Here is a 21043-nt window from a genome sequence, read left to right on the forward strand (position 1 = left end):
CAAGGAGATAAGCACTATGGCTACCAAGGCAGTCACCGACATCAGCTTCCAGCAGGACGTCATCAACGCGGACAGGCCCGTTCTCGTCGATTTCTGGGCCGAATGGTGCGGCCCCTGCAAGATGATCGGCCCGGCTCTGGAAGAAATTTCGGAGGAACTGGCGGACAAGGTCCTCATAGCGAAGATCAATATCGACGAGAATCCCGATGCGCCCAGCAAATATGGCGTGCGCGGTATTCCGACCATGATCCTGTTCAAAAATGGCGAAGCCGCCGCGACCAAGGTTGGCGCCGCACCCAAGAGCGCGCTCAAGGGATGGATTGAAAGCGTCCTATAAACCTTTGAAAAGGCCGGTTCATGTCAGCGGTATCGTGACTGTTTCGATATGAGCCGGCCTTTAAAGTGATTTCGAGCCAGATGGAAAGGCCAGCTCAGCGGAACAGCCGCTCCGCTGCCAGATCCCAGACCCGTGGAGAGGACGCCCCCAGCAACCCGCGTTGCAGGTCGCCCACGACATAGGGCGATCCGTCCAGCCGCTGACAACAACCGCCCGCTTCATTCACGAACAGCGTTCCCGCCGCATGATCCCAGGGCAAGGTGCGCGCAAAGACCGAAATGTCGTTCTGTCCCAGCACCAATCGCGGATATTGCTCGGCGGCGCAGCGGGGAATATCCACCAGCTGGAAGGTGTCTTTCGATCGGCGCTTGATGTCGGCGCGCTCTTCCTCGGTCATGAAATAGACGGCCAGGGCAGCGATGGGCAGTGTTTCGCCGCTTTCCTTCGCATAAACCTGCTCTGCGTTGATGTGGCTGCCCGCGCCCAATATGGCGTGGCACAGGCGCCCCGACAGCGGGTCCAATATCCATCCCGCCAGGATCGTCCCGGCATCCGCCAATGCGACCATGATGCCGAAGGGCGGCTTGCCGGCCGCGAAATTGCCGGTGCCGTCGATTGGATCGATGATCCAGTTCAAGCCGTCGCCCGCCCGTTCCAGAATCGCCGGATCGGCCGCGCAGGCCTCCTCCCCGATGATGCCAGCTTCCGGCAGGATCGAGGCCAATCCCTCGGCCAGGCGAATTTCGCTTTCCTTGTCCGCAATGGTCACAAGGTCGTCGGCCGCCGATTTTTCGCTGATCTCGTGACTGGCGAGATTCTGGTAGCGCGGCATGACGACATCCCGCGCCACTTCGCGCATCAGCGCGACGACCGGCTCATGCAATTCCGTTGGCATCAGCTCCGTCCCATCTTCAACTACGCCCTGTTCTTCTCAACTACGGTAATCCGCGTTGATCGAGATATAGCCATGTGTCAGATCGCAGGTCCAAACCGTCGCCCGGCCATTGCCCAGCCCGAGGTCGACGCCGATCAGAATATCCTGCCCCCTGAGGTGGGCAGCGACCGGCGCTTCGTCATAGCCCTCGACCGCGAGGCCGTTCGAAGCAACCTGAGTCGCGCCGAAGCGGATGGAGAGCCTGTCGCGATCCGCAGATTCGCCCGCCTTGCCGACGGCCATGACGACGCGGCCCCAATTGGCATCCTCTCCCGCTATGGCGGTCTTGACCAGTGGGGAGTTGGCGATCGACAGGGCGATGCGATGGGCACTGGCGTCGCTTTCGGCGCCTTCGACGGTGATCTCTATGAATTTGGTCGCGCCTTCGCCGTCGCGCACTACCAGATGGGCCAACTGGCGGCAGAGATCGCCCAACGCGGCGGCAAAGGCATCGGCCCCGGCATCGTCCATCGAAGCGATCGGCGCATTGCCTGCCTTGCCGGTGGCGAAGGCCAGCACCGTATCGCTGGTCGAGGTGTCGCTGTCGACCGTGATGCAGGAGAAAGTCCGCTTGTTGGCGGCGGACAGCATCTGCTGCAACAGCGGGGGATCGATCGCCGCATCCGTGAAGATATAGCCCAGCATCGTCGCCATGTCGGGCGCGATCATCCCCGAACCCTTGATGATCCCGACCAGCTCGACCCGCGTGCCGCCAACCATGGCAGAAGCATGGGCGCCCTTGGCATAGGTGTCGGTCGTGCCGATGGTCGTGGCCGCATCCTCCCAGTCGCAAGGGGTGGCGGCGAAAGCAGCGTCCAGCCCGGCTTCGGCCTTGTCCACCGGGAGGGGAACGCCGATCACGCCGGTCGAGGAGATGAAGATATCCGACGGCTGGCAGGAAAGGTGGTTCGCGACCTTGGCCGCGATCGCTTCCACCGCGGCGCGACCCCGATGTCCGGTAAAGGCGTTGGCATTGCCCGCATTCACGACCAGAGCCCGCGCCGAGCCGAGCGGGATGGCGTCCCGGCACCATTCGACCTCGGGGGAGGGGCATTTGCTCTGCGTCGTGACGCCCGCGACCACCGTGCCCTCCGCCAGTTCGACATAGGTCAGGTCGCACCGTTCCCAATTCTTATAACGTGCACGCGCGACGCGCGCCGTGACGCCCGCAACGGGCGGAAGATCAGGGAAAGCGGCGGGGGCGAGGGGCGAGCGTTCGGTCATGTCCGTCGCTTAGCGCAATATGTCTGCCCGTCAACGGCGAGATGGCCGGATATAGAGCTTTCCCACGCCGTCGGGCATGGCCAGCATCCGGTAGGCGCGCCGCTTTGCATAGGCGATCAGGCCGTCATCGGGCCGCAGCGGCAATTTGCGCGTTCCCATTTCATAGCCGACCAGTATGGCATCGGGCGGATTGCGATCCAGGTCGGCCAGATTTGCCGGAATCATGGCATGGATACGCCGGGCCCGTGCCGTCTCCATCGTCCAGCCCGTCCGATAGACGAAGGGGCCCGCAGCGAAGCGGCGATCGATGTTCAAGCCGCTGTCGACCAACAGCTGGGGCGAAAGGCTGACAATCTCATCACCATCCGCCAAGGCGCGCACCTGCGCGCCTGCCCAGCGAGCGTCGGCGCTTGCCGCCAGGACAGGCGATCCATGGCGCGTCATTGCCATGACATGCCGACTGACGGGCAGCATGCCCTTGACGGCGGCAAGGCTGAGCAGAACGACAAGACCCGCCCGTATCCCCTCACGCCATTGCCGGGCATCATCCAGCACATGGCCGAGAGCCAAACCCAGCGGGGGCAGCAGCGGCATGACATATTGGACCTGCGACGGGGTTGGCAAGGCGGCGCCGATCAGCCCGCCGCCTATCATCCAGAAAGCGAGTTGGCGTTCCGGGGGCCAGGCCTGCCCGCGTCTCATCCATCCATGACCCAGGATCACCACCAGCGCTACCAGCGCTGGTCCGCGCCAGAGATATTTGACGAGGTCGCCGAATTTTTCCCCGATCGCCAGTTCATCTCCCGCCCCATTGGCAGCATACCAGGCAAAGGGCCCCGTCGCGGCAAAGGTGATGACGCCATAGGAAAAGGCCTCCGGTGCCAGAGCCCAAGCCATGATCATCGGCGCGACCCCGGCCAATAGGCCAAGGACAAGCCAAGGGGCATGGCGGCGATAGGCCAGCAGAGCGAATGCACCCGCCGCCGCGCCCAATGGAATGAAATTGAGCTTGGTGGCAATCGCCAGTCCAAAGCACAGCCCCGCCCCGAACCAGAATCGCCGTCCGGCGATTTTAAGCGCCGCCATCATCAGGAGCATCGCTAGCGTCGCAAGCAAGGTCGGCAGCATATCGTTGCGCGTCACGCTAGCGGTGAACTGGAATGCCGCGGTCGCCGCCATTAATGCGGCAGCAATCGCTCCACTGCCGCGCGAAATGCCCGCCAGACGCTGCGCATGGTAGAGTAGCAGGAGCGTTCCCGCCGCGCAGGCCGCCGTGACGAGCCGCATCGCCGCCAGCATCTTGCCCGGAAAGGCCACGGCCAGTGGCGCGAACAGCCAGCTGTGCAACGGTGGTTGAAGATAGAGGAAGTCCCGATAGACCAGCATGCGCGAGCTGAACCATGCCCCCGCTATATATTGACTCTCGTCATGATCGAAAGGCGTGGCCAGCGCCGTCGTCCCAAACCAGAGAAGGGCCGCGACCACCGCCATCACCACAAAAGTCGCGCCACGCAACTTCATGCGGGCAGGGCCGGGAACCATCGTCAAGCGCCTCTCATTTTATCGGCCTTTGGCACAAGACGCCGCAATCCGCCAATATCCAGCGCATCATGGTCATTTCGCGGCGAAAAATCCGCCTGGCCATCGAATATGGCGCTGTTCCGACATGCCCGCTCTGATTGACTAACGCCTGTGTGCCTCCTAAATCGCCGCGCATGTCTGTGCGCGTTGCCCCAAAAGGGCGCGCGTCCCCCTTTTGTCAGGAACTTGCATGTTCGGCGCACTCGCCAAGTCCATTTTCGGCTCCTCCAACGACCGCTATGTGAAGTCGCTGGGTAAGACCGTCGAACAGATCGCTTCTTTCGAGCCGACCATCTCGGCGATGACCGACGAGGAACTGACGGCGCAGACTACCCGTTTCCGTGAGCGGCTGGCGCAGGGGGAAACCCTTGATGGCCTGCTGCCCGAAGCTTTCGCCACCGTGCGTGAGGCTGCCAGGCGTACCCTTGGCCAGCGCCATTATGACGTGCAGATGGTCGGCGGCGTCGTCCTCCATCGCGGCGAAATCGCGGAAATGCGCACCGGTGAGGGCAAGACGCTGGTCGCGACGCTGGCCACCTATCTCAACGCGCTGGAAGGAAAGGGCGTCCACGTCGTCACCGTGAACGACTATCTGGCCAGCCGCGACTGCGAATGGATGGGGCAGGTCTATCGCTTCCTGGGCCTCACCACCGGCGTCATCGTGCCGAACCTGTCGGAAGACCAGCGGCGCGAGGCGTATGGCGCCGACATCACCTATGCGACGAACAACGAGCTGGGCTTCGACTATCTACGCGACAATATGAAATATGACCGCGCGTCGATGGTGCAGCGGCCCTTCAACTTCGCCATCGTCGACGAGGTGGACTCAATCCTGATCGACGAGGCGCGCACGCCGCTGATCATCTCCGGCCCGACTGACGACAAGTCGGAACTTTATGTCGCTGTCGACGCCATCGTGAAGCGGCTGGACGAGGCCGACTATGAAAAGGACGAGAAGCAGCGCACCGTCACCCTGACCGAGGACGGCACGGAAAAAATCGAGCGCATGCTGGAGGAGGCCGGGCTGCTGCAGGGCGCCAACCTCTATGATTTCGAGAACACCGCCGTCGTCCACCACGTCAATCAGGCGCTGCGCGCGAATGTCATGTTCCGGCGCGACATCGATTACATCGTCAAGGACGGCAAGGTCATCATCATCGACGAATTCACCGGCCGCATGATGGATGGCCGCCGCTGGTCGGATGGCCTGCACCAGGCGGTGGAAGCCAAGGAAGCGGTGAATATCGAGCCGGAGAACCAGACGCTGGCGTCCATCACCTTCCAGAATTATTTCCGCATGTACCCGAAGCTCGGCGGCATGACCGGCACGGCCGCGACCGAAGCGACCGAATTCTACGAAATCTACAAGATGAACGTTGTCACCATCCCGACCAACCGGCCGGTGCAGCGCGTCGATGAGGAAGACAGCTTCTACAAGAATCTGGAAGACAAGTTCCGCGGCATCGCCAAGACCATCAAGCTCCATGCGGAGCAGGGTCAACCGGTCCTGGTCGGCACGGTGTCGATCGAAAAGTCGGAAATGCTGTCCGAATTCCTGACGCAGGAAGGGGTCAGGCATGCCGTCCTCAACGCCCGCTTCCACGAAAGCGAAGCGCATATCGTCGCGCAGGCAGGCCGCAAGGGCGCGGTGACGATCGCCACCAACATGGCCGGTCGCGGTACCGACATCAAATTGGGCGGCAACCTTGAGATGCGTGTCGAGGACGAACTGCGCGACATGCCGGAAGGGCCGGAGCGCGAAGCCGCGATCCGCCGCATCGACGCCGAAATCGAAGCGGAAAAGGCCGAAGTGCTCGCCGCCGGTGGCCTGTTCGTGCTGGCAACAGAGCGCCATGAAAGCCGCCGCATCGACAATCAGCTGCGCGGCCGTTCGGGCCGTCAGGGCGACCCCGGCCTGTCGCGCTTCTACCTCAGCCTTGACGATGATCTGATGCGCATATTCGGCCCGGACACCATGTTCGCCAAGATGATCCGATCGAACCTGGAAGATGGCGAGGCGCTGCCGCCTTCAAAGTGGCTCAGCAAGGCTATCGAAACCGCGCAGAAGAAGGTCGAGGCGCGCAACTACGACATCCGCAAGCAGGTCGTCGAATATGACGACGTGATGAACGACCAGCGCAAGGTCATCTATGAACAGCGCAGCGACATCATGGATGCGGAAACGGTGGACGATGTCGTCGTCGACATGCGCCATGAGACAGTCAATGATCTGGTCGGCGCATCCTGCCCGCCCGGCACCTATCCCGAGCAATGGGACATGGAGCGGCTGAAGGCCCGGACGGCGGAGGTGCTGAACCTGGAACCGGACTTCGACGCCTGGCTGGCGGAGGATCATGTCGATCCGGAAATGATCGAGGAACGGCTGACCGCGCTCGCCGATGAAGCGGTGGCGGACAAGGTCAGGGAACTCGATCCCGAAAACTGGCACATGATCGAGAAGAGCATCCTGCTCCAGAGCCTGGATCATCACTGGAAGGAACATCTGTCGACGCTCGACGCGCTCCGCCAGGTGGTCCACCTGCGCGCCTATGCGCAAAAGACGCCGATCAACGAATATAAGCAGGAAGCCTTCGCCCTGTTCGAACGCATGCTGGGCAACATCCGGGAAGATGTGACCGGTTCCATTGCGCGCGTGCAGTTCCGCATGGAAGAGCCGTTACCCGAATTCGACCTGCCGGTGTTGCCCGACTTCATCACCACCCATATCGACCCGTTTTCAGGCGAGGAGAATAGCGGGGACATTGATGGCGGCCAGATCAGCGGAATCACCACGACCCTGCCGCGTCCGCCGGTGGGCACGGGTCAGGCAGGGGAATTCGTCAATCTGGATATCAGCCGGAACGCGCCATGCCCCTGCGGTTCGGGCCAGAAATACAAGCATTGCCACGGCGCGCTCAACTGAGCGCGCCCAGCGTGAGGGCGCTGCATTAAAGCAGACGCAGGACACCCGCTCCAGTTTTGTTTTCGCATCGTTTCAGGTGCAAAACCGGTTCCCACTTTTGCGCCCAATTGTTCTAACTCCAGCGCAGAATTCTAATCGCCGGGCCGGTCGCCGTGCAGTTTCGCCCATAATTGGGCTGTGCCGGCCTCTTGCGCCTTGTTCACATATTGCGCCGCGATTAACCATCCCTTGATCGGCCGAAGCGGCAGAACCGTCGTCAAAACCAGTACCGGAACGCTGACGGCCAGATGCACCCACAGGCCTGGCCGCGCCAGTATCTCCAGCATGATGATGAAAATGACGCCGGGCACGCAAGCGAACAATTGCACGAATACAGCCGGACCATCGGCCGGATCGGCAAAGTCATAGCTCAGTCCGCATATCTCGCAATGATCGCGTACCGTGAGAAAGCCATGGAAGATATGCCCCTCGCCACATCGAGGGCAGCGACCGAAGGGACCCGTTTCGATCGGCGAGCGCCGTTCCCAGTCCCCGCCTTCCTGCGTCCCTGCCATTTCCGTAAGTGACTTTCTGTTTGCGTCGTCCATCGTCATGCCGTCCTGTCCGACGTGGAAATGTGATCATCACTGGCCGAATTGCAATTGGGCTTTTTGCCTCAGGTCCCCACAATATCTTTCAAGCGGAGATGACGTTACGGAAAGAAGCCCCCCACCATTGGATAGATTGCCAACAGGCACCTCCGCTGCTACGCGAAAGGGGATTTGGATGCCCGACAGCAGACAAGTCGCGTCCCCGGCTTTCCCTTGCCCGGGGGCGCTTTTTTTCGTCATTCAAAGGTTCGGGGAAAGTTCCCATCTGCCGGATTCAATGTGCGATCGTTCCCCAACAGGAAGCGCCCGATCCCTGGTCCTTTTCCATCGCATCATGCAGGACCTGATCCGGGCAGGACATCGCCAACGCCCTGACCTTGTAGCGTAGCGCCAGTTCGCGATGAGCCGCAACTTCCTGCGGCGAAGCGCTTCTTTCGACCGCAGCCTCAGCTTTCGCGGCTTCTTCTCTCGCGCGCCGGAATAGATAGCGCGCGTTGGTATCGGCAGACATCACCACCTCCCGATGATTTGCAAACCGACATTAGCATGGCCTGATGCGCTCCGCTTTAACGGGGATCAAGTTTACGGACAGGGCTTATAGCCAGTTCCCAAGGCGGAGTGGCTATGAGCACCGCAGACCCAGCATAGGCGAACAGCGGTCAATGTCCTTCGATGCGCCTTCCCTGCAAAGGTCATTCGGGTTACGAACCTCCGCATATTCACCCGGGAGTTCAGGAAATGTCGACGGAGGATCGCCTCGATTCAGTCCTCGGGACCTACCAGAAATCATTCGTTGGCAAGGTGTATGGCGAGGAAAACGACGATCACGACCTTTTGATGGATGCTTTTGGAATTTCTCCAGCATTGAAGAGGGAGAACAGGCAATATTGGGGAAGGGAATTAGGCTTTTGCTGGCAGCTATTAATCATCCAGGCATGCGTGGAACGGGACGATTATAAATCTGCCTTCAAGGTTGGCAGTGGTGAACCTTGCGATTTGATTGTCGGAAAATACGCCATCGATACGAAGTACCGTATTGGATCGGGTGACGCGGGCACGCTAAAAAAGTTCAAATCCTATGGGCCATTATTGAGAGAGCATGGCTATGAGCCTGTTTTACTGATTTTGCGTGAGGATAACCTTCCTGCTGCAATTCAGGCTTGCAAAATGGGGACTTGGGCGGTCTTCACCGGAAAGGACTCTTTCAAGTTCATTTCAGATATCAGTGGCTTCGACATGGAGGGATATCTCACAAGTCGAGCATCGAAGTTTCAGGTTGAGCGATAGCTTCTTCCCGCTCGTTTCCGTCCTATCTCATAAAGGATCGGCGCGTCAGAAATGTAGACTGTACAATTCGAGCGATGCGGACGCTGGCGGATGGGGTGGGATTCGAACCCACGGAGGCTTGCACCTCGCCGGTTTTCAAGACCGGTGCCTTAAACCGCTCGGCCACCCATCCGCACAAACTGTCAGGACCAGCGCTTCAACCACTTGCCACTTGTCCGTCGCACGCTTCCTAGCGAACCGGGCGGCCATGCCAAGCGCAAAAATCGAAGGAGACTGCTTTCATCATCGGAAAAGCGCCCTGTCCCAATAAGGGGATTCACGCCACGGCGTCCCTGTGCAACAAAAGGGAACAAGGAGATTCTTCAATGCGTTCCTCGATCATGCCCTTGTTGCTGGGATTAACTACCCTCATGGTGGTCAGTCTGACGGCCGGCGGCGTGATGGCGCAGGAAGATGTCGCATTCCGGGCCTATCTCGAATCCCTCCGTCCCAAGGCTCGTGCCCTGGGTATCCGGGACACGACCCTGGACAGCGTGTACCCCACCCTGACGCTCAACCCGCGCGTGGTTCAACTTGACCAGAATCAGCCGGGCGGCGGCGCCTATGCGCCGATCCCCAATTTCGAGCCCTATCGTCGCCAGCATGTCGACATGGCCCGCATCAGCCGTGGCCGCGCCGTCTACAGCGCCAATCGCGCGCGCTTGGCCCGGATCGAAGCGGAAACCGGCGTGCCGGAGGAGGTCATGGTCGCCATATATGGCCATGAAACCAATTACGGCTCCTATACCGGCGATTTTGATCTCATCCGCTCGCTGGCGACGCTATCCTATGAAGGACGGCGCCGCATCTTATTCGAGCCGGAATTGCTGGCGACGCTCAAGATGCTGGACAATGGCGTCCCGCGCAGCCGTCTGGTGGGCAGTTGGGCCGGGGCCACCGGCTATCCGCAATTCCTGCCCAGCGTCTACCTGCGGCTTGGCAAGGATGGCGATGGCGACGGTCGGGTCGACATCTGGAACAGTGAAGCGGACGCGCTCGCATCGATCGCCAATTATTTTGTCCACGCCGGATGGCGGCGGGGTCAGCCCTGGGGCATCGCCGTATCGGCGCCCGCCAGTCTGGATCGCGCGGGCATCGCCGCACGCACCCGTCCCGCGCGCTGCGAGCGCGTGTTCAACCGGCACAGCCGCTGGCTCAGCATGGCGGAATGGCGGCGCATGGGGATCGTGCCGACCGGAGGCAACTGGCCAACCGACAGGGTGATGGCCACGTTGCTGGAACCCGATGGTCCGGGCAAGACCGCCTATCTTCTCACCAGTAACTATCGGGCGATCCTCGACTATAACTGCTCCAACTTCTACGCTCTGTCGGTCGGCCTGCTGGCCGATGCCGTGAAGCAATAGAGCGCTTTGAGATCGCCCCTGTCATGGCTAATGAAAGCGCAAGGCACTCGAAGAATCCACCAGTCCGAAGGCAGTCCCGCATGAAGAAGTCCGTCGCCGCCCTCCTTTTCGCCGGGCTGCTGTCCCAGCCGCTGACCGCAGCCGCGCCGCCCTATACCAGCGAAGCGCCGATCGCCTATATGAAGGATATGTCTTCCGGCGCCGTACTCTACGACAGGGGGGGCGAAACCCGCATCCCGCCCGCCTCCATGGCGAAGATGATGACGGTGCACGTCGCTTTTCGCCTGATTCAGAAGGGCGACCTGAAGCTCGACCAGAAATTCACCGTTCGCCCGGAAACCTGGCAGCAATGGCATGGCCCCCAGGCGGGTTCGACGATGTTCCTTTCAGTTGGCGAGCAGGTGTCGGTGGAAAATCTGCTGCACGGCATCGTCACGCTGTCCGGCAATGACGCCTGCGTCGTGCTGGCGGAGGGCATTGCCGGGACTGAGCAGGCCTTCGTAGCGCTGATGAATCAGGAGGCCAGGCGGCTCGGCCTCAAGAACAGCAATTTCGGCACTTCCAACGGCTGGCCGGACGAGGGCGCAACCTATGTGACCGCGGCTGACCTCGCCACGCTGGCGGAAGCGACGATCGAGGAAACGCCCAGCCTCTACAAGAAATTCTATGCCACGCGCGCCTTCACCTGGGGGAAAACCATGGGCGGCGCGGATATCGAGCAGGGCAACCGCAATCCGATTCTGGGCAAGGTCGCGGGCGCCGATGGCCTCAAGACCGGTCATACCGAGGAAGCAGGCTATGGCTTCACCGGATCGGCGGAGCAGGAAGGCCGTCGCCTGGTGATGGTCGTGGCAGGCCTGACCAGCGCCAATCGGCGCATTGCAGAATCCGTCCGCTTTATGGACTGGGGTTTCCGCGCATGGAAGGCACAGCCCCTGTTCAAAAAGGGGCAGACCGTTGAAACCGCCGAGGTCCAGCAGGGCAGCGCCACCAGCGTGCCGCTCGTCGCGCCGCAGGACATGGCCGTGACCCTGCCCCGCGCGGCTTCTTCCAACATTTCCGTCAAGGTCGTCTATACCGGCCCGATCAAGGCCCCCATCGCCAAAGGGCAGAAGATCGCCCAGTTGATCATCTCCACCCCCGATACCCCGCCGCAGATACTGCCGCTGGTGGCGGGTGAAGAAGTTTCCGAAGCAGGCATTTTCGGTCGCCTGTGGAACGGGCTGAAGTCGTTCTTCGGGTGACGCACGGCCGCTTCATCTCTCTGGAAGGCGGGGAGGGCGCCGGTAAGTCGACCCAGCTTCGGGCGCTCGCCACGGCCCTGCGCGCGCGGGGACTGGAAGTCGTCGAAACCCGCGAACCGGGCGGCAGCGAAGGCGCGGAGGCCATTCGCGCGCTGTTGCTGACCGGCGGGGCCGACCGCTGGAGCCCGCGCGCAGAAGCGCTGCTGTTTGCCGCCGCCCGTGCCGACCATGTCGAAAAAACCATCCGCCCAGCGCTGGATCGCGGTGCATGGGTCCTGTCCGACCGCTTTCTGGACAGCAGTCGCGCCTATCAGGGCATGGGCGATCTCACCGACGCGGACATATTGGCGCTCCACAGGATCGGCAGCGGTGGGTTTCTGCCCGATCGCACCCTTTTCCTCGCCTTGTCCGAAGCGGAAGCGGCTGCGCGCGCCCGTTCCCGCGATGGCGATGCGTCCGACCGGATCGGAGGGCGCGACCGTAGCTTTCACCTCGCGGTTGCCCGGGCCTTCACGCGCTTTGCCGAGGAGGAACCGGCCCGTTTCCTTGCAATCGATGCGTCGGGCGATGCGGAAGTCGTGACAGCACGCCTGCTGCATGGCCTGCAAGACCTGCTGCCATGACGTCACTCCTTGGTCACGACGAACAGGAACGCATGCTCCTGAGCGCGGCGCGCAGTGGCCGTCTGCACCATGGCTGGATATTGGCGGGGCCGCGCGGCATCGGAAAGGCCGGATTTGCCCGTGCCATGGCCCTTCGCCTTCTCGCGGAAGCCGCCGGACCGCCCATTCCAGACGATGGACTGGACGTACCGCAGGATCACCCTATCCGCCGCCTGTTCGAAGCCGACGCCCATCCCGATTATGCGGAGCTTTTCTGTCTGGAGAAGGAAAGCGGCACGGCGCGCAACATCACGGTCGATCAGATTCGTGGCCTGCAACGCCTGATCCAGTCCGCTCCCTCCATGTCTTCCCGTCGCATCGTCCTGATCGACAGCGCGGATGATCTGGAGCGCGGCGCTGCCAACGCGCTGCTCAAAAATCTTGAGGAACCGCCGGCCGACATGCTGTTCCTGCTGGTCAGCCATGCTCCCGGCCGTCTGCTTCCCACCATCCGGTCCCGTTGCCGCACGCTGCGTTTCGACACATTGAACGATGACGCCATGCGCGCCATTCTGCGCGCCGAGGACGAAAGCCTGTCCCCGGATGAACTGGATGCGCTGATCCGCGCGGGCGAGGGGTCGCCGGGCAAGGCGCTGCGCTATGCCGGGCTCAATATCGCGGATATCGAACAATCGCTCGCCGCCATCGCGACCGATGGTGATCCCGGCAACCGCCAGCGCCTGATCCTCGCCAAGTCACTGGGTTCCAAGGCAGCGCGTCCGCGCTACGAAGCCTTCCTTGAGCGCGCTCCCGCCTTCATCGCCACCGCTGCCCGCCAGCGGCAGGGCGCGGCCCTTGGCGAAGCGCTGGACCATTGGGAGGCCGCGCGTCAACTTGCAGGAGGGGCCATCATCCTGTCCCTGGAACCGGGTGCCGTCGTATTCGAACTGGCGGGCCATGTCGCCGCGCTGGCTCGCTGAAAAGCGGCTTTCCGCGCGGCACAACAGCCGCTAGTGAAGGCCGCATGTCCAAGCCCTATACCATCACCACCGCCATCAGCTATCCCAACGGCCGCCCGCATATCGGCCATGCCTATGAGGTGATCGCCACTGACGCGCTCGCCCGTTTCCAGCGCATGATGGGTCGCGACGTCTTCTTCCAGACCGGCACGGACGAGCATGGGTTGAAAATGGCCCAGACCGCCCGCGACCGGAATATCGAACCGCGCGATTTGGCCGACGAAATGTCGGGACATTTCAAATCGATGAACGATGGTCTGAACATCAGCTATGATCGTTTCATCCGCACCAGTGAACCCGCCCATCACCGCGCCAGCCAAGCCATATGGCAGGCGATGGAAGCCAGCGGCGATCTTTATCTCGGCCGCTATGAAGGCTGGTATTCGGTTCGGGACGAAGCCTTTTACGACGAAAAGGAATTGACCGAAGGAGAGGGCGGGCAAAAGCTTTCGCCCCAGGGCACGCCGGTCGAATGGACGGTCGAAGAGAGCTGGTTCTTCCGCCTATCGGCCTATCAACAGAAGCTTCTGGACCTCTACGCCAGCCAGCCGGACTTCATCCAGCCCGACAGCCGCCGCAACGAGATCATGCGTTTCGTCGAAGGCGGCCTGTCCGACCTCAGCGTGTCGCGCACCAGCTTTGACTGGGGCGTGAAAGTGCCAGGCAGCGACGGCCATGTGATGTATGTGTGGGTCGATGCCCTCACCAACTACCTGACCGGCTGCGGTTATCCCGACGATGCGGATCGCCTGGCGCGCTACTGGGCGGAGGGCGGCGATATCACGCACATCATCGGCAAGGATATCGTGCGTTTTCATACGGTTTATTGGCCAGCCTTCCTGATGAGCGCGAGCTTGCCTCTGCCCAGGCAGATTTTCGGCCACGGCTTCCTCCTCAACCGGGGAGAGAAGATGTCGAAATCGCTCGGTAATGTCGCCGATCCCATGGAACTGGCGGATCGGTTCGGCGTCGACCAGCTGCGTTATTTCCTGCTGTCCGAAGTCACGTTCGGCAATGACGGCAGCTACAGCGCCGAGGCGATCGTCGCCCGATCCAACAGCGATCTTGCCAACAGCTTCGGCAATCTCGCCCAGCGCACCCTGAGCTTCATCGCCAAGAATCTGGAAGGGCGCCTGCCCGAACCGGCAGCGCAGGATGTCGACAACGACCTCCTCCAGCAAGTCGCTGAAGCCGCCCGGACATTCCGGAACGCCATGGCCGACCTCGCGCCTTCGGCAGCGATCGAGGCGTGGATGCGCGCGGTCTTTGCCTGCAACGCCTATATCGATGCGCAGGCGCCCTGGACCCTCAGAAAGACCGATCCGGCACGCATGGAGGCCGTACTCGCCACCCTTTACGAAGCGATTGCCCATCTCGCCATCATGATCCAGCCGGTCATCCCGGCCAGCGCCACGGCCCTGCTCGACCAGATGGGCATTGGCGGGGAAGGGCGGAACTATGATGCCATCAGCACTGGCTGGTACGCAGCCCTGCGCGCTTCCGGTTTCACGCTCAGCCCGCCCAGGCCGCTGTTCCCACGCCTCGAACTGCCTGGCGAAGAGGCGTGACATCATGTTGATCGACAGTCATTGTCATCTGAATTACAAGGGCTTGATCGAGGATCAGCAGAATGTGCTTGAACGGGCGCGGGCCGCGGGGGTCGACCTGATGCTCAACATCGCCACGCGCGAGAGCGAATGGGACGATGTGCTGGGCACGGCGCTGCGCGAAGCTGATGTCTGGGCGACCGTCGGCATCCATCCGCATGAGGCCGATGAGCATCCCCATGTCGACACCGCCAAGCTGGTCGAGCGCGCGGCCCATCCGCGCGTTGTCGGCATTGGCGAAACCGGCCTCGATTATTATTACGACCATAGCGACCGCGAACGGCAACAGCGCAGTTTCCGCTCCCACATCGCGGCTTCCCGGGAAACCGGCCTGCCGTTGATTGTCCACACCCGCGACGCGGAAGCAGACACGCTGGCCATCATGCGTGATGAAATGGGGAAGGGGGCCTATGGCGGCGTCATTCACTGTTTCACTGCCAGCGGCGCCTTTGCCGATGCTGCGTTGGAACTGGGTTTCTACATCAGCATTTCCGGCATCGTGACCTTCAAGAACGCCAGGGACCTACAGGAAACGGCGGCGCGCATGCCGCTGGACAGGCTGCTCATCGAAACCGACTCCCCGTTCCTCGCGCCCGTCCCCCATCGCGGCAAGTCCTGCGAGCCCGCATTCGTGGCCGATACCGCGCGTTTCCTCGCCAATCTGCGGGGCGAGAGCGTCGAACATCTGGCCGAGGCGACCTCAGCCAATTTCCACACGCTGTTCAGCAAGGTCGGATGAGCCTCAAGCTCACCATATTGGGCAGCGGCACCTCTTCGGGCGTGCCCCGGATCGGCAATGACTGGGGCGTCTGCGATCCCGAAGAGCCGAAAAATCGGCGTACCCGCGCATCGATCCTGGTCGAAAGCCCTACCACGCGGCTTCTGATCGACACGTCACCCGACATGCGCGCGCAATTGCTGGCAGCGGACGTCATCGACATCGACGCGATCCTTTGGACGCACGACCATGCCGACCACAGCCATGGGCTGGACGATGTCCGCCAGATTTATCATCATCGCGGCACGCCTGTGCCCGGCTATGCCCGTCCGCAGACGCTCAAGCTGCTGCGGGAACGCTTCGGCTATGCTTTTGAAGGGCGTCATGGCTATCATCCAACGATCGAGCCTCACGCGCTGCCCGACGGCCTGCGTATCGGGGACATCAGCATCGCCTGCACCGATCAACCGCATGGCGAGATATTCTCGACTGGATTCCGCTTTACATATGATGGTCATTCCATCGGATATGCCACTGATTTCCATGATATGACGGCGGACATGCTGGCCCTTTACGACGGGCTCGACATTTGGGTGGCCGATGCCTTGCGGGAAAAGCCGCATCCGACCCACGCCCATCTCGCGCTTACGCTGGATGCCGTGCAGGCGGTGCGGCCCCGACGTGCCATATTGATCCACATGGACCACAGCATGGATTACGCCACCTTGCGCCGGACACTCCCGGAAGGCGTCGAACCGGGCTATGACGGTCTGGTCGCAGAGTTGCGCGGGACGAAAAGCACGGGGTGAGGGGCATGAACGGCGATCAGGCGATGTCCAGTCTCTGGTATGTTCTGGCGCTTGTCCTTGTCGGATCGGCCTTGCTGGCGCGGCGGGGGCCGTTGGGCGGCCTTATGCGCATGGCGGTTCTTTGGATCGCGATCTTTGCCGCCCTGCTCGGCCTCTTCAAGACGGGTGAGAAATTCGGCTTGTTCTCTGGCCGTACGGGGGGAGAAGGGGGGGAGCCTGCATCCTTCTCCAGAAACGACGTGCCGACGCCATTGCCGGCCGTCCGCGTGGAAGGACAGGCATTGCGCATTCCGATCGCGCCGGACGGTCATTACTGGGTGGAGGGCATGGTCAACGGTGCGCCGACGCGCTTCCTGATCGACAGCGGCGCCAGCGTCACGGCCTTGTCCGTAACCTCCGCTCGGGCATCCGGCCTTAATTTCGACCTGAATGCTCCAGGAGTCAGCATGCTGACCGCCAACGGCAAGATCGATGCCAAGCGCGCCAACATCGCCAGCCTGTCCATCGGCCCCATCCGTGCCAGCGACGTCGATATCGTCATTTCGCCGGCTTTCGGAGACGTCAATGTGATCGGCATGAACATGCTTTCCCGCCTGAAAAGCTGGGGCGTGCAGGATGGAGAAATGGTGTTGACACCATGACATCCCCCCTGGCTGCACCCGATCAGCGTCAGCGGCTGAAGGCGATAATCGGCGGATCTACCGGCAATCTGGTCGAATGGTATGACTGGTACGCCTATTCGGCCTTCACCCTCTATTTCGCCCAGCACTTCTTTCCCAGTGAAGACCGCACGGCCCAGTTACTGGGCGCGGCAGGCATTTTTGCCATGGGATTTCTGATGCGGCCCATCGGCGCGTGGCTGATGGGCGTCTATTCCGATCGTCATGGTCGCAAAAGCGGTCTGACCCTCTCGGTAGCCCTGATGTGCGGGGGCTCGCTCTTGATTGCGATCACGCCATCCTATGCCCGTATCGGAGTAGGAGCGCCGTTGCTGCTTGTGCTGGCCCGATTGATGCAGGGCCTCTCCGTCGGCGGAGAATATGGCGCCAGCGCAACCTATCTATCCGAAATGGCGGGTCGCGACCGGCGTGGCTTTTTCTCCAGCTTTCAATATGTCACGCTGATTGCGGGGCAGTTGGTCGCCATCTGCGTCCTGCTGCTGCTGCAAGCCATGTTGAGCGAAGCCGAACTGGATGCCTGGGGGTGGCGGATTCCGTTTCTGATCGGCGGGGCGTTGGCCATTGTCGTCTTCTGGCTGAGGCGGGGCCTTCCCGAAACCCAAAGCTATGCCATTGCGAGGGCTGAGGGCGCTCCCCGATCCGGATTCGTCGAACTCGTCACCCGGCATCCCCGTGAAACCCTGACCGTGATGCTGCTTACTGCGGGCGGCACGATCGCCTTCTACGCCTATTCGATCTACATGCAGAAGTTCCTCGTCAACACCAGTGGCTTAAGTCGAGAAATAGCTTCCCAAATCAATGGGATAACATTATTTCTTTTCATGCTGCTTCAGCCACTTGCCGGTGCTCTGTCAGACCGGATCGGTCGCAAGCCCCTGATGATAGGCTTCGGCATATTGGGCGTGGTGGGCACATATCCGATCTTCGCGACGCTGTCGGTCACCAAGGACCCGTTCACCGCGGGTCTTCTGGTGATGGCCGGATTGATCATCGTCACCGGCTACACGTCCATCAACGCCGTTGTGAAGGCGGAACTGTTTCCAGCCCATATCCGGGCGCTGGGGGTCGCTTTGCCATATGCACTGGCCAATACCTTGTTCGGCGGCACGGCTGAGTTCATCGCTCTATGGTTCAAGCAGATCGGCGCCGAGCAGGCATTCTATGTCTATGTCACGGTGATGATTGGCATCTCTTTGATCGTGTATATCCGCATGCGGGACACCCAGCAGCACAGCCTGATACTGGAGGACTGATTGTCTTGCCCGGGACAGGAATTTAACATAATATATATTATCGAATAAAGAATCCTGAGGGTGGGTGAATCTGGCCTTTCGCCTTGTGACGTCCTATATCTCTCGTTCCCTTTCTCAATCCAGGTTCTGCATGCCCTCCAATAGCAAGGCAACCCCAGCCGACATCATGCCGCTCGCCAACGTCATGGCACGGCTTCGCGACCCGGAAACCGGTTGCCCCTGGGATATCGAACAGGATTTCGCCAGCATCGCGCCCTATACGATCGAGGAAGCCTATGAGGTCGCCGACGCCATCGAGCGTGACGACATGGCGGCTTTGCGCGACGAACTGGGAGATTTGCTCCTCCAGGTGGCATTTCATAGCCGCATGGCCGAGCAAGCCGGCCATTTTGCCTTGCAGGACGTGATCGACGGCATCACCGAAAAGATGATCCGCCGCCACCCGCACGTCTTTGGCGAAGGCGCCGCGCGACAGGACGGCCATGCTCAATGGGAAGCGATCAAGGCCGCCGAACGCGCCGACAAGGAACCCGATCCCAGCGCGGTTGCCGGCGTTGCCATTGCGTTGCCGGCCCTGCTCCGCGCCGAAAAACTTCAGAAGCGCGCGGCCCGCACGGGCTTTGACTGGCCTGATATCGGCGGCGTGATCGACAAGATCGAGGAAGAATTGGACGAAGTGCGCGCGGCAGCCTGCCAAGCGGATCGGGACGAGGAAATTGGCGACCTGCTCTTCGCGGTCGTCAACCTTGCCCGCCATTTGAAAGTCGATCCCGAAGTTGCCCTACGCGCCGCCAACGGCAAGTTCGAGCGGCGTTTTAGGATAATGGAAAGCGTGGCGGGTGACGGTTTCCCTGCCCTTTCGCTCGATCAGAAGGAAGCCCTGTGGCAACAGGCCAAGCGACAATCAAAGGCGCGCTGATCGACTTCCATCGTCCTGTCGCTTGAGGAACCGCGCCAGCGCCGAGTCCGACAGCCTGACATCCACCAGCATATCCTCGCCATCGGCGTGACTTCCGGTCACCTCGCCATGTTCGTGCAACCAGGCCATCGCCGCTCCATCCGCCAATGCTATGCGCAATTGGTGGATTTGCGCGCCTGCGGTCAGGCGTGCGCTGATCACGCGCTGGAGGCCATCCACCCCCTCGCCCGTCAAGGCGGAAAGGATGACGACGTCATCCCGCCGCGCGGCCGTTTCCCGCGCCAGCACCTCGGCTTCATCATCCAGCAGGTCGAGTTTGTTCCAGGCCTCGATGATCGGAGGCGGCTCATTGCCCTCGCCCGCTTCGAGAGCACCCTCCCCAGCCACGCCAAGCTGGCTCAGCACATCGATCACGTCTTCGCGCTGCGCCTCGCTGTCGGGATGAGCGATATCGCGGACATGCACGATCAAATCCGCCGACAATACTTCCTCCAGCGTGGCCCGGAAGGCCGCGATCAACTGGGTCGGCAGGTCCGAAACGAAGCCCACCGTGTCGGACAATATGGCCTTGTCCAGCCCCGGCAAGGCAATCTGCCGCATGGTGGGATCAAGTGTCGCGAACAGCAGGTCTTCAGCCATGACGTCGGCGCCGGTCAGCCGGTTGAACAATGTCGACTTGCCCGCATTGGTATAGCCTACCAGCGCTATCACCGGCCAGGGGGCCCGTTGCCGCCGCGCGCGATGCAGGCCGCGCGTTTTCGTCACCTGATCCAGTTCGCGACGGATCTTCGCCATCCGGTCGCGGATCATCCGGCGGTCGGCCTCGATCTGCGTTTCACCGGGGCCGCCCAGAAAGCCAAAGCCGCCGCGCTGCCGTTCAAGGTGGGTCCAACTGCGCACCAGCCGCCCCGCCTGGTAATCAAGATGCGCCAGTTCGACCTGAAGTCGACCTTCATTGGTCGCGGCCCGTTCACCGAAAATCTCCAGGATCAGGCCGGTCCGGTCGATGACCTTGGTTTCGGTCGCCTTTTCCAGATTGCTCTGCTGCACGGGGCTGAGCGCATTATCAACGATGACCAGTTCAGCTTCCTCGGCCTTCGCCAGCGCCGCGATCTGATCGACCTGCCCGCTTCCGAACAAGGTCGCGGGCTTGCGGTCGCGCACGCGAAACGCCTGCGCCGCCCGCACGTCGATGCCGATGGCCAGAGCCAGCCCCCTGGCCTCTTCCAGCCGCGCTTCGCTGTCGCGGCGTTCGGGACCATGGACATCGGCGCGCACGACGATGGCGCGCGCGCCACGCGACACTTCATCTGCGGAATCCCGGTTGAAAACGGCCATAGGGGCTTAACGCCTCTGTCCCCGGCCAGCTTCACGGGAAACCGGGCGGGAACAAGAAAAAGCGATCAATCCTCGCCCTCGCCTTCACCTGTGAGGTCGAGCGCGTGCAGTGGCTGCACCGTCGAAATCGCATGCTTGTAGACGAGCTGAACCATGCCGTCCCGTTCCAGCAGCATGCAGAACAGATCGAAGGCCGCGATTTCGCCCTGCAACATAACGCCGTTCACAAGGAACATGGTGACGGGGCTGCCGGACTTGCGCACCGCGCTCAGGAAGATTTCCTGGAGCAGCTTCGACTTGCCGTTACCGTCGCTTGCCTTCCGCAGATCGGACAAATCCATGGACTGCGCGGGCATGACGGTGGAAATCGCATGCTTGTAAACCAGTTGCGACTGACCATCCCGCCGCAGCAGTACGGAAAAATTATCGAACCACGTAATGATACCCTGCAATTTCACGCCCTTGACCAGGAACATGGTCACCGGGGTCTTGCTCTTGCGCAGGCTGTTCAGGAAGATGTCTTGAAGGTTGTTCACTTTGTCGGCCATGGTCTTCACCATTCCTTTATTGGCGGG

20 protein-coding genes and 1 tRNA gene are annotated in these 21043 nt (G+C 61.5%); 13 read left to right on the plus strand and 8 right to left on the minus strand.

The genetic code is table 11. The annotated features are described in order from the left end of the window. Positions 1–16 precede the first annotated feature (16 nt). Positions 17–337 carry a thioredoxin TrxA gene (trxA, locus tag RUH75_RS02935; RefSeq protein ID WP_313802014.1) on the plus strand — a complete coding sequence of 107 codons (321 nt, stop codon included), beginning with the start codon at positions 17–19 and terminating at the stop codon, positions 335–337. A gap of 94 nt (positions 338–431) precedes the next feature. Here trxA and RUH75_RS02940 read toward each other — a convergent pair whose 3' ends face one another. The 3 genes from RUH75_RS02940 to RUH75_RS02950 are packed head-to-tail and all read right to left on the minus strand — an operon-like array spanning position 432 to position 4037. Further along, positions 432–1232, minus strand: coding sequence for an inositol monophosphatase family protein (locus RUH75_RS02940; RefSeq protein WP_313802016.1), 801 nt, complete (start codon positions 1230–1232; stop codon positions 432–434). Between the two features lie 36 nt (positions 1233–1268). Next, positions 1269–2495: a bifunctional glutamate N-acetyltransferase/amino-acid acetyltransferase ArgJ gene (gene argJ, locus RUH75_RS02945; RefSeq protein WP_313802018.1), complete on the minus strand. Its 1227-nt coding sequence runs from the start codon at positions 2493–2495 to the stop codon at positions 1269–1271. A gap of 30 nt (positions 2496–2525) precedes the next feature. After that, positions 2526–4037: a glycosyltransferase family 39 protein gene (locus tag RUH75_RS02950; RefSeq protein ID WP_313802084.1), complete on the minus strand. Its 1512-nt coding sequence runs from the start codon at positions 4035–4037 to the stop codon at positions 2526–2528. 229 nt (positions 4038–4266) lie between these two features. Between RUH75_RS02950 and secA the strand changes: the two genes are divergently transcribed. Then, positions 4267–6999, plus strand: a complete 2733-nt coding sequence (secA, locus tag RUH75_RS02955; protein WP_313802020.1) for a preprotein translocase subunit SecA — start codon at positions 4267–4269, stop codon at positions 6997–6999. A gap of 131 nt (positions 7000–7130) precedes the next feature. On the opposite strand, the gene RUH75_RS02960 is transcribed toward secA, so the two are convergent. After that, complete coding sequence (locus tag RUH75_RS02960) at positions 7131–7553, minus strand: DUF983 domain-containing protein (RefSeq protein ID WP_313802022.1); 423 nt, start codon at positions 7551–7553, stop codon at positions 7131–7133. Between the two features lie 310 nt (positions 7554–7863). Continuing rightward, entirely contained in the window at positions 7864–8100 is a 237-nt protein-coding gene (locus RUH75_RS02965; protein WP_313802024.1) for a hypothetical protein, read from the minus strand. 227 nt (positions 8101–8327) lie between these two features. Between RUH75_RS02965 and RUH75_RS02970 the strand changes: the two genes are divergently transcribed. Continuing rightward, positions 8328–8876 carry a hypothetical protein gene (locus RUH75_RS02970; protein WP_313802026.1) on the plus strand — a complete coding sequence of 183 codons (549 nt, stop codon included), beginning with the start codon at positions 8328–8330 and terminating at the stop codon, positions 8874–8876. Positions 8877–8960: 84 nt separating this feature from the next. On the opposite strand, the gene RUH75_RS02975 is transcribed toward RUH75_RS02970, so the two are convergent. Further along, positions 8961–9048 (minus strand) — tRNA-Ser (locus RUH75_RS02975). A gap of 193 nt (positions 9049–9241) precedes the next feature. On the opposite strand from RUH75_RS02975, the gene RUH75_RS02980 reads away from it, so the two are divergent. The 10 genes from RUH75_RS02980 to mazG all read left to right on the plus strand — a co-directional run bounded on the left by RUH75_RS02980 (position 9242) and on the right by mazG (position 19130). Then, a complete protein-coding gene (locus RUH75_RS02980; RefSeq protein WP_313802028.1) occupies positions 9242–10279 on the plus strand; it encodes a lytic murein transglycosylase in 1038 nt (345 codons plus the stop codon). A gap of 80 nt (positions 10280–10359) precedes the next feature. Then, entirely contained in the window at positions 10360–11523 is a 1164-nt protein-coding gene (locus RUH75_RS02985) for a D-alanyl-D-alanine carboxypeptidase family protein (RefSeq protein WP_313802030.1), read from the plus strand. After that, positions 11520–12146: a dTMP kinase gene (gene tmk, locus RUH75_RS02990; RefSeq protein ID WP_313802086.1), complete on the plus strand. Its 627-nt coding sequence runs from the start codon at positions 11520–11522 to the stop codon at positions 12144–12146. The genes RUH75_RS02985 and tmk overlap by 4 nt, the downstream gene beginning before the upstream one ends. Next, positions 12143–13105: an AAA family ATPase gene (locus RUH75_RS02995; protein WP_313802032.1), complete on the plus strand. Its 963-nt coding sequence runs from the start codon at positions 12143–12145 to the stop codon at positions 13103–13105. The genes tmk and RUH75_RS02995 overlap by 4 nt, the downstream gene beginning before the upstream one ends. Positions 13106–13149: 44 nt before the next feature. Then, positions 13150–14712: a methionine--tRNA ligase gene (gene metG, locus RUH75_RS03000; protein ID WP_313802034.1), complete on the plus strand. Its 1563-nt coding sequence runs from the start codon at positions 13150–13152 to the stop codon at positions 14710–14712. Between the two features lie 4 nt (positions 14713–14716). After that, positions 14717–15490 (plus strand): TatD family hydrolase, encoded by a 774-nt coding sequence (locus RUH75_RS03005; protein ID WP_313802036.1) that lies wholly within the window; start codon positions 14717–14719, stop codon positions 15488–15490. Further along, the gene (locus RUH75_RS03010; protein WP_313802038.1) at positions 15487–16278 is read left to right on the plus strand and encodes an MBL fold metallo-hydrolase; all 792 of its coding nucleotides are present in this window, start codon (positions 15487–15489) and stop codon (positions 16276–16278) included. The genes RUH75_RS03005 and RUH75_RS03010 overlap by 4 nt, the downstream gene beginning before the upstream one ends. Before the next feature lie 5 nt (positions 16279–16283). Beyond that, positions 16284–16919, plus strand: a complete 636-nt coding sequence (locus RUH75_RS03015) for a TIGR02281 family clan AA aspartic protease (RefSeq protein ID WP_313802040.1) — start codon at positions 16284–16286, stop codon at positions 16917–16919. Beyond that, positions 16916–18211, plus strand: a complete 1296-nt coding sequence (locus RUH75_RS03020; protein ID WP_313802042.1) for an MFS transporter — start codon at positions 16916–16918, stop codon at positions 18209–18211. The genes RUH75_RS03015 and RUH75_RS03020 overlap by 4 nt, the downstream gene beginning before the upstream one ends. A gap of 130 nt (positions 18212–18341) precedes the next feature. After that, complete coding sequence (mazG, locus tag RUH75_RS03025) at positions 18342–19130, plus strand: nucleoside triphosphate pyrophosphohydrolase (protein ID WP_313802044.1); 789 nt, start codon at positions 18342–18344, stop codon at positions 19128–19130. On the opposite strand, the gene hflX is transcribed toward mazG, so the two are convergent. Together hflX and hfq are read right to left on the minus strand one after the other, a co-directional pair. Continuing rightward, positions 19116–20468 (minus strand): GTPase HflX, encoded by a 1353-nt coding sequence (hflX, locus tag RUH75_RS03030; RefSeq protein ID WP_313802046.1) that lies wholly within the window; start codon positions 20466–20468, stop codon positions 19116–19118. The genes mazG and hflX overlap by 15 nt on opposite strands. Before the next feature lie 65 nt (positions 20469–20533). Then, positions 20534–21028 (minus strand): RNA chaperone Hfq, encoded by a 495-nt coding sequence (hfq, locus tag RUH75_RS03035; protein WP_313802048.1) that lies wholly within the window; start codon positions 21026–21028, stop codon positions 20534–20536. Positions 21029–21043 lie beyond the last annotated feature (15 nt).

The organism is Sphingobium sp. (genome assembly GCF_032153725.1).
In the GTDB taxonomy this organism is placed as follows: Bacteria; Pseudomonadota; Alphaproteobacteria; order Sphingomonadales; family Sphingomonadaceae; genus Sphingobium.

Coding starts and splice junctions, on each gene's coding strand:
- RUH75_RS02965 (WP_313802024.1), bottom strand. CDS start 8,100: ATGTCTGCCGATACCAACGCGCGCTATCTATTCCGGCGCGCGAGAGAA.
- RUH75_RS02940 (WP_313802016.1), bottom strand. CDS start 1,232: ATGCCAACGGAATTGCATGAGCCGGTCGTCGCGCTGATGCGCGAAGTG.
- hflX (WP_313802046.1), bottom strand. CDS start 20,468: ATGGCCGTTTTCAACCGGGATTCCGCAGATGAAGTGTCGCGTGGCGCG.
- RUH75_RS02995 (WP_313802032.1), top strand. CDS start 12,143: ATGACGTCACTCCTTGGTCACGACGAACAGGAACGCATGCTCCTGAGC.
- RUH75_RS03005 (WP_313802036.1), top strand. CDS start 14,717: ATGTTGATCGACAGTCATTGTCATCTGAATTACAAGGGCTTGATCGAG.
- mazG (WP_313802044.1), top strand. CDS start 18,342: ATGCCCTCCAATAGCAAGGCAACCCCAGCCGACATCATGCCGCTCGCC.
- RUH75_RS02985 (WP_313802030.1), top strand. CDS start 10,360: ATGAAGAAGTCCGTCGCCGCCCTCCTTTTCGCCGGGCTGCTGTCCCAG.
- RUH75_RS02970 (WP_313802026.1), top strand. CDS start 8,328: ATGTCGACGGAGGATCGCCTCGATTCAGTCCTCGGGACCTACCAGAAA.
- RUH75_RS02950 (WP_313802084.1), bottom strand. CDS start 4,037: ATGGTTCCCGGCCCTGCCCGCATGAAGTTGCGTGGCGCGACTTTTGTG.
- trxA (WP_313802014.1), top strand. CDS start 17: ATGGCTACCAAGGCAGTCACCGACATCAGCTTCCAGCAGGACGTCATC.
- RUH75_RS03015 (WP_313802040.1), top strand. CDS start 16,284: ATGAACGGCGATCAGGCGATGTCCAGTCTCTGGTATGTTCTGGCGCTT.
- RUH75_RS02960 (WP_313802022.1), bottom strand. CDS start 7,553: ATGGCAGGGACGCAGGAAGGCGGGGACTGGGAACGGCGCTCGCCGATC.
- metG (WP_313802034.1), top strand. CDS start 13,150: ATGTCCAAGCCCTATACCATCACCACCGCCATCAGCTATCCCAACGGC.
- secA (WP_313802020.1), top strand. CDS start 4,267: ATGTTCGGCGCACTCGCCAAGTCCATTTTCGGCTCCTCCAACGACCGC.
- RUH75_RS02980 (WP_313802028.1), top strand. CDS start 9,242: ATGCGTTCCTCGATCATGCCCTTGTTGCTGGGATTAACTACCCTCATG.
- hfq (WP_313802048.1), bottom strand. CDS start 21,028: ATGGTGAAGACCATGGCCGACAAAGTGAACAACCTTCAAGACATCTTC.
- RUH75_RS03010 (WP_313802038.1), top strand. CDS start 15,487: ATGAGCCTCAAGCTCACCATATTGGGCAGCGGCACCTCTTCGGGCGTG.
- RUH75_RS03020 (WP_313802042.1), top strand. CDS start 16,916: ATGACATCCCCCCTGGCTGCACCCGATCAGCGTCAGCGGCTGAAGGCG.
- argJ (WP_313802018.1), bottom strand. CDS start 2,495: ATGACCGAACGCTCGCCCCTCGCCCCCGCCGCTTTCCCTGATCTTCCG.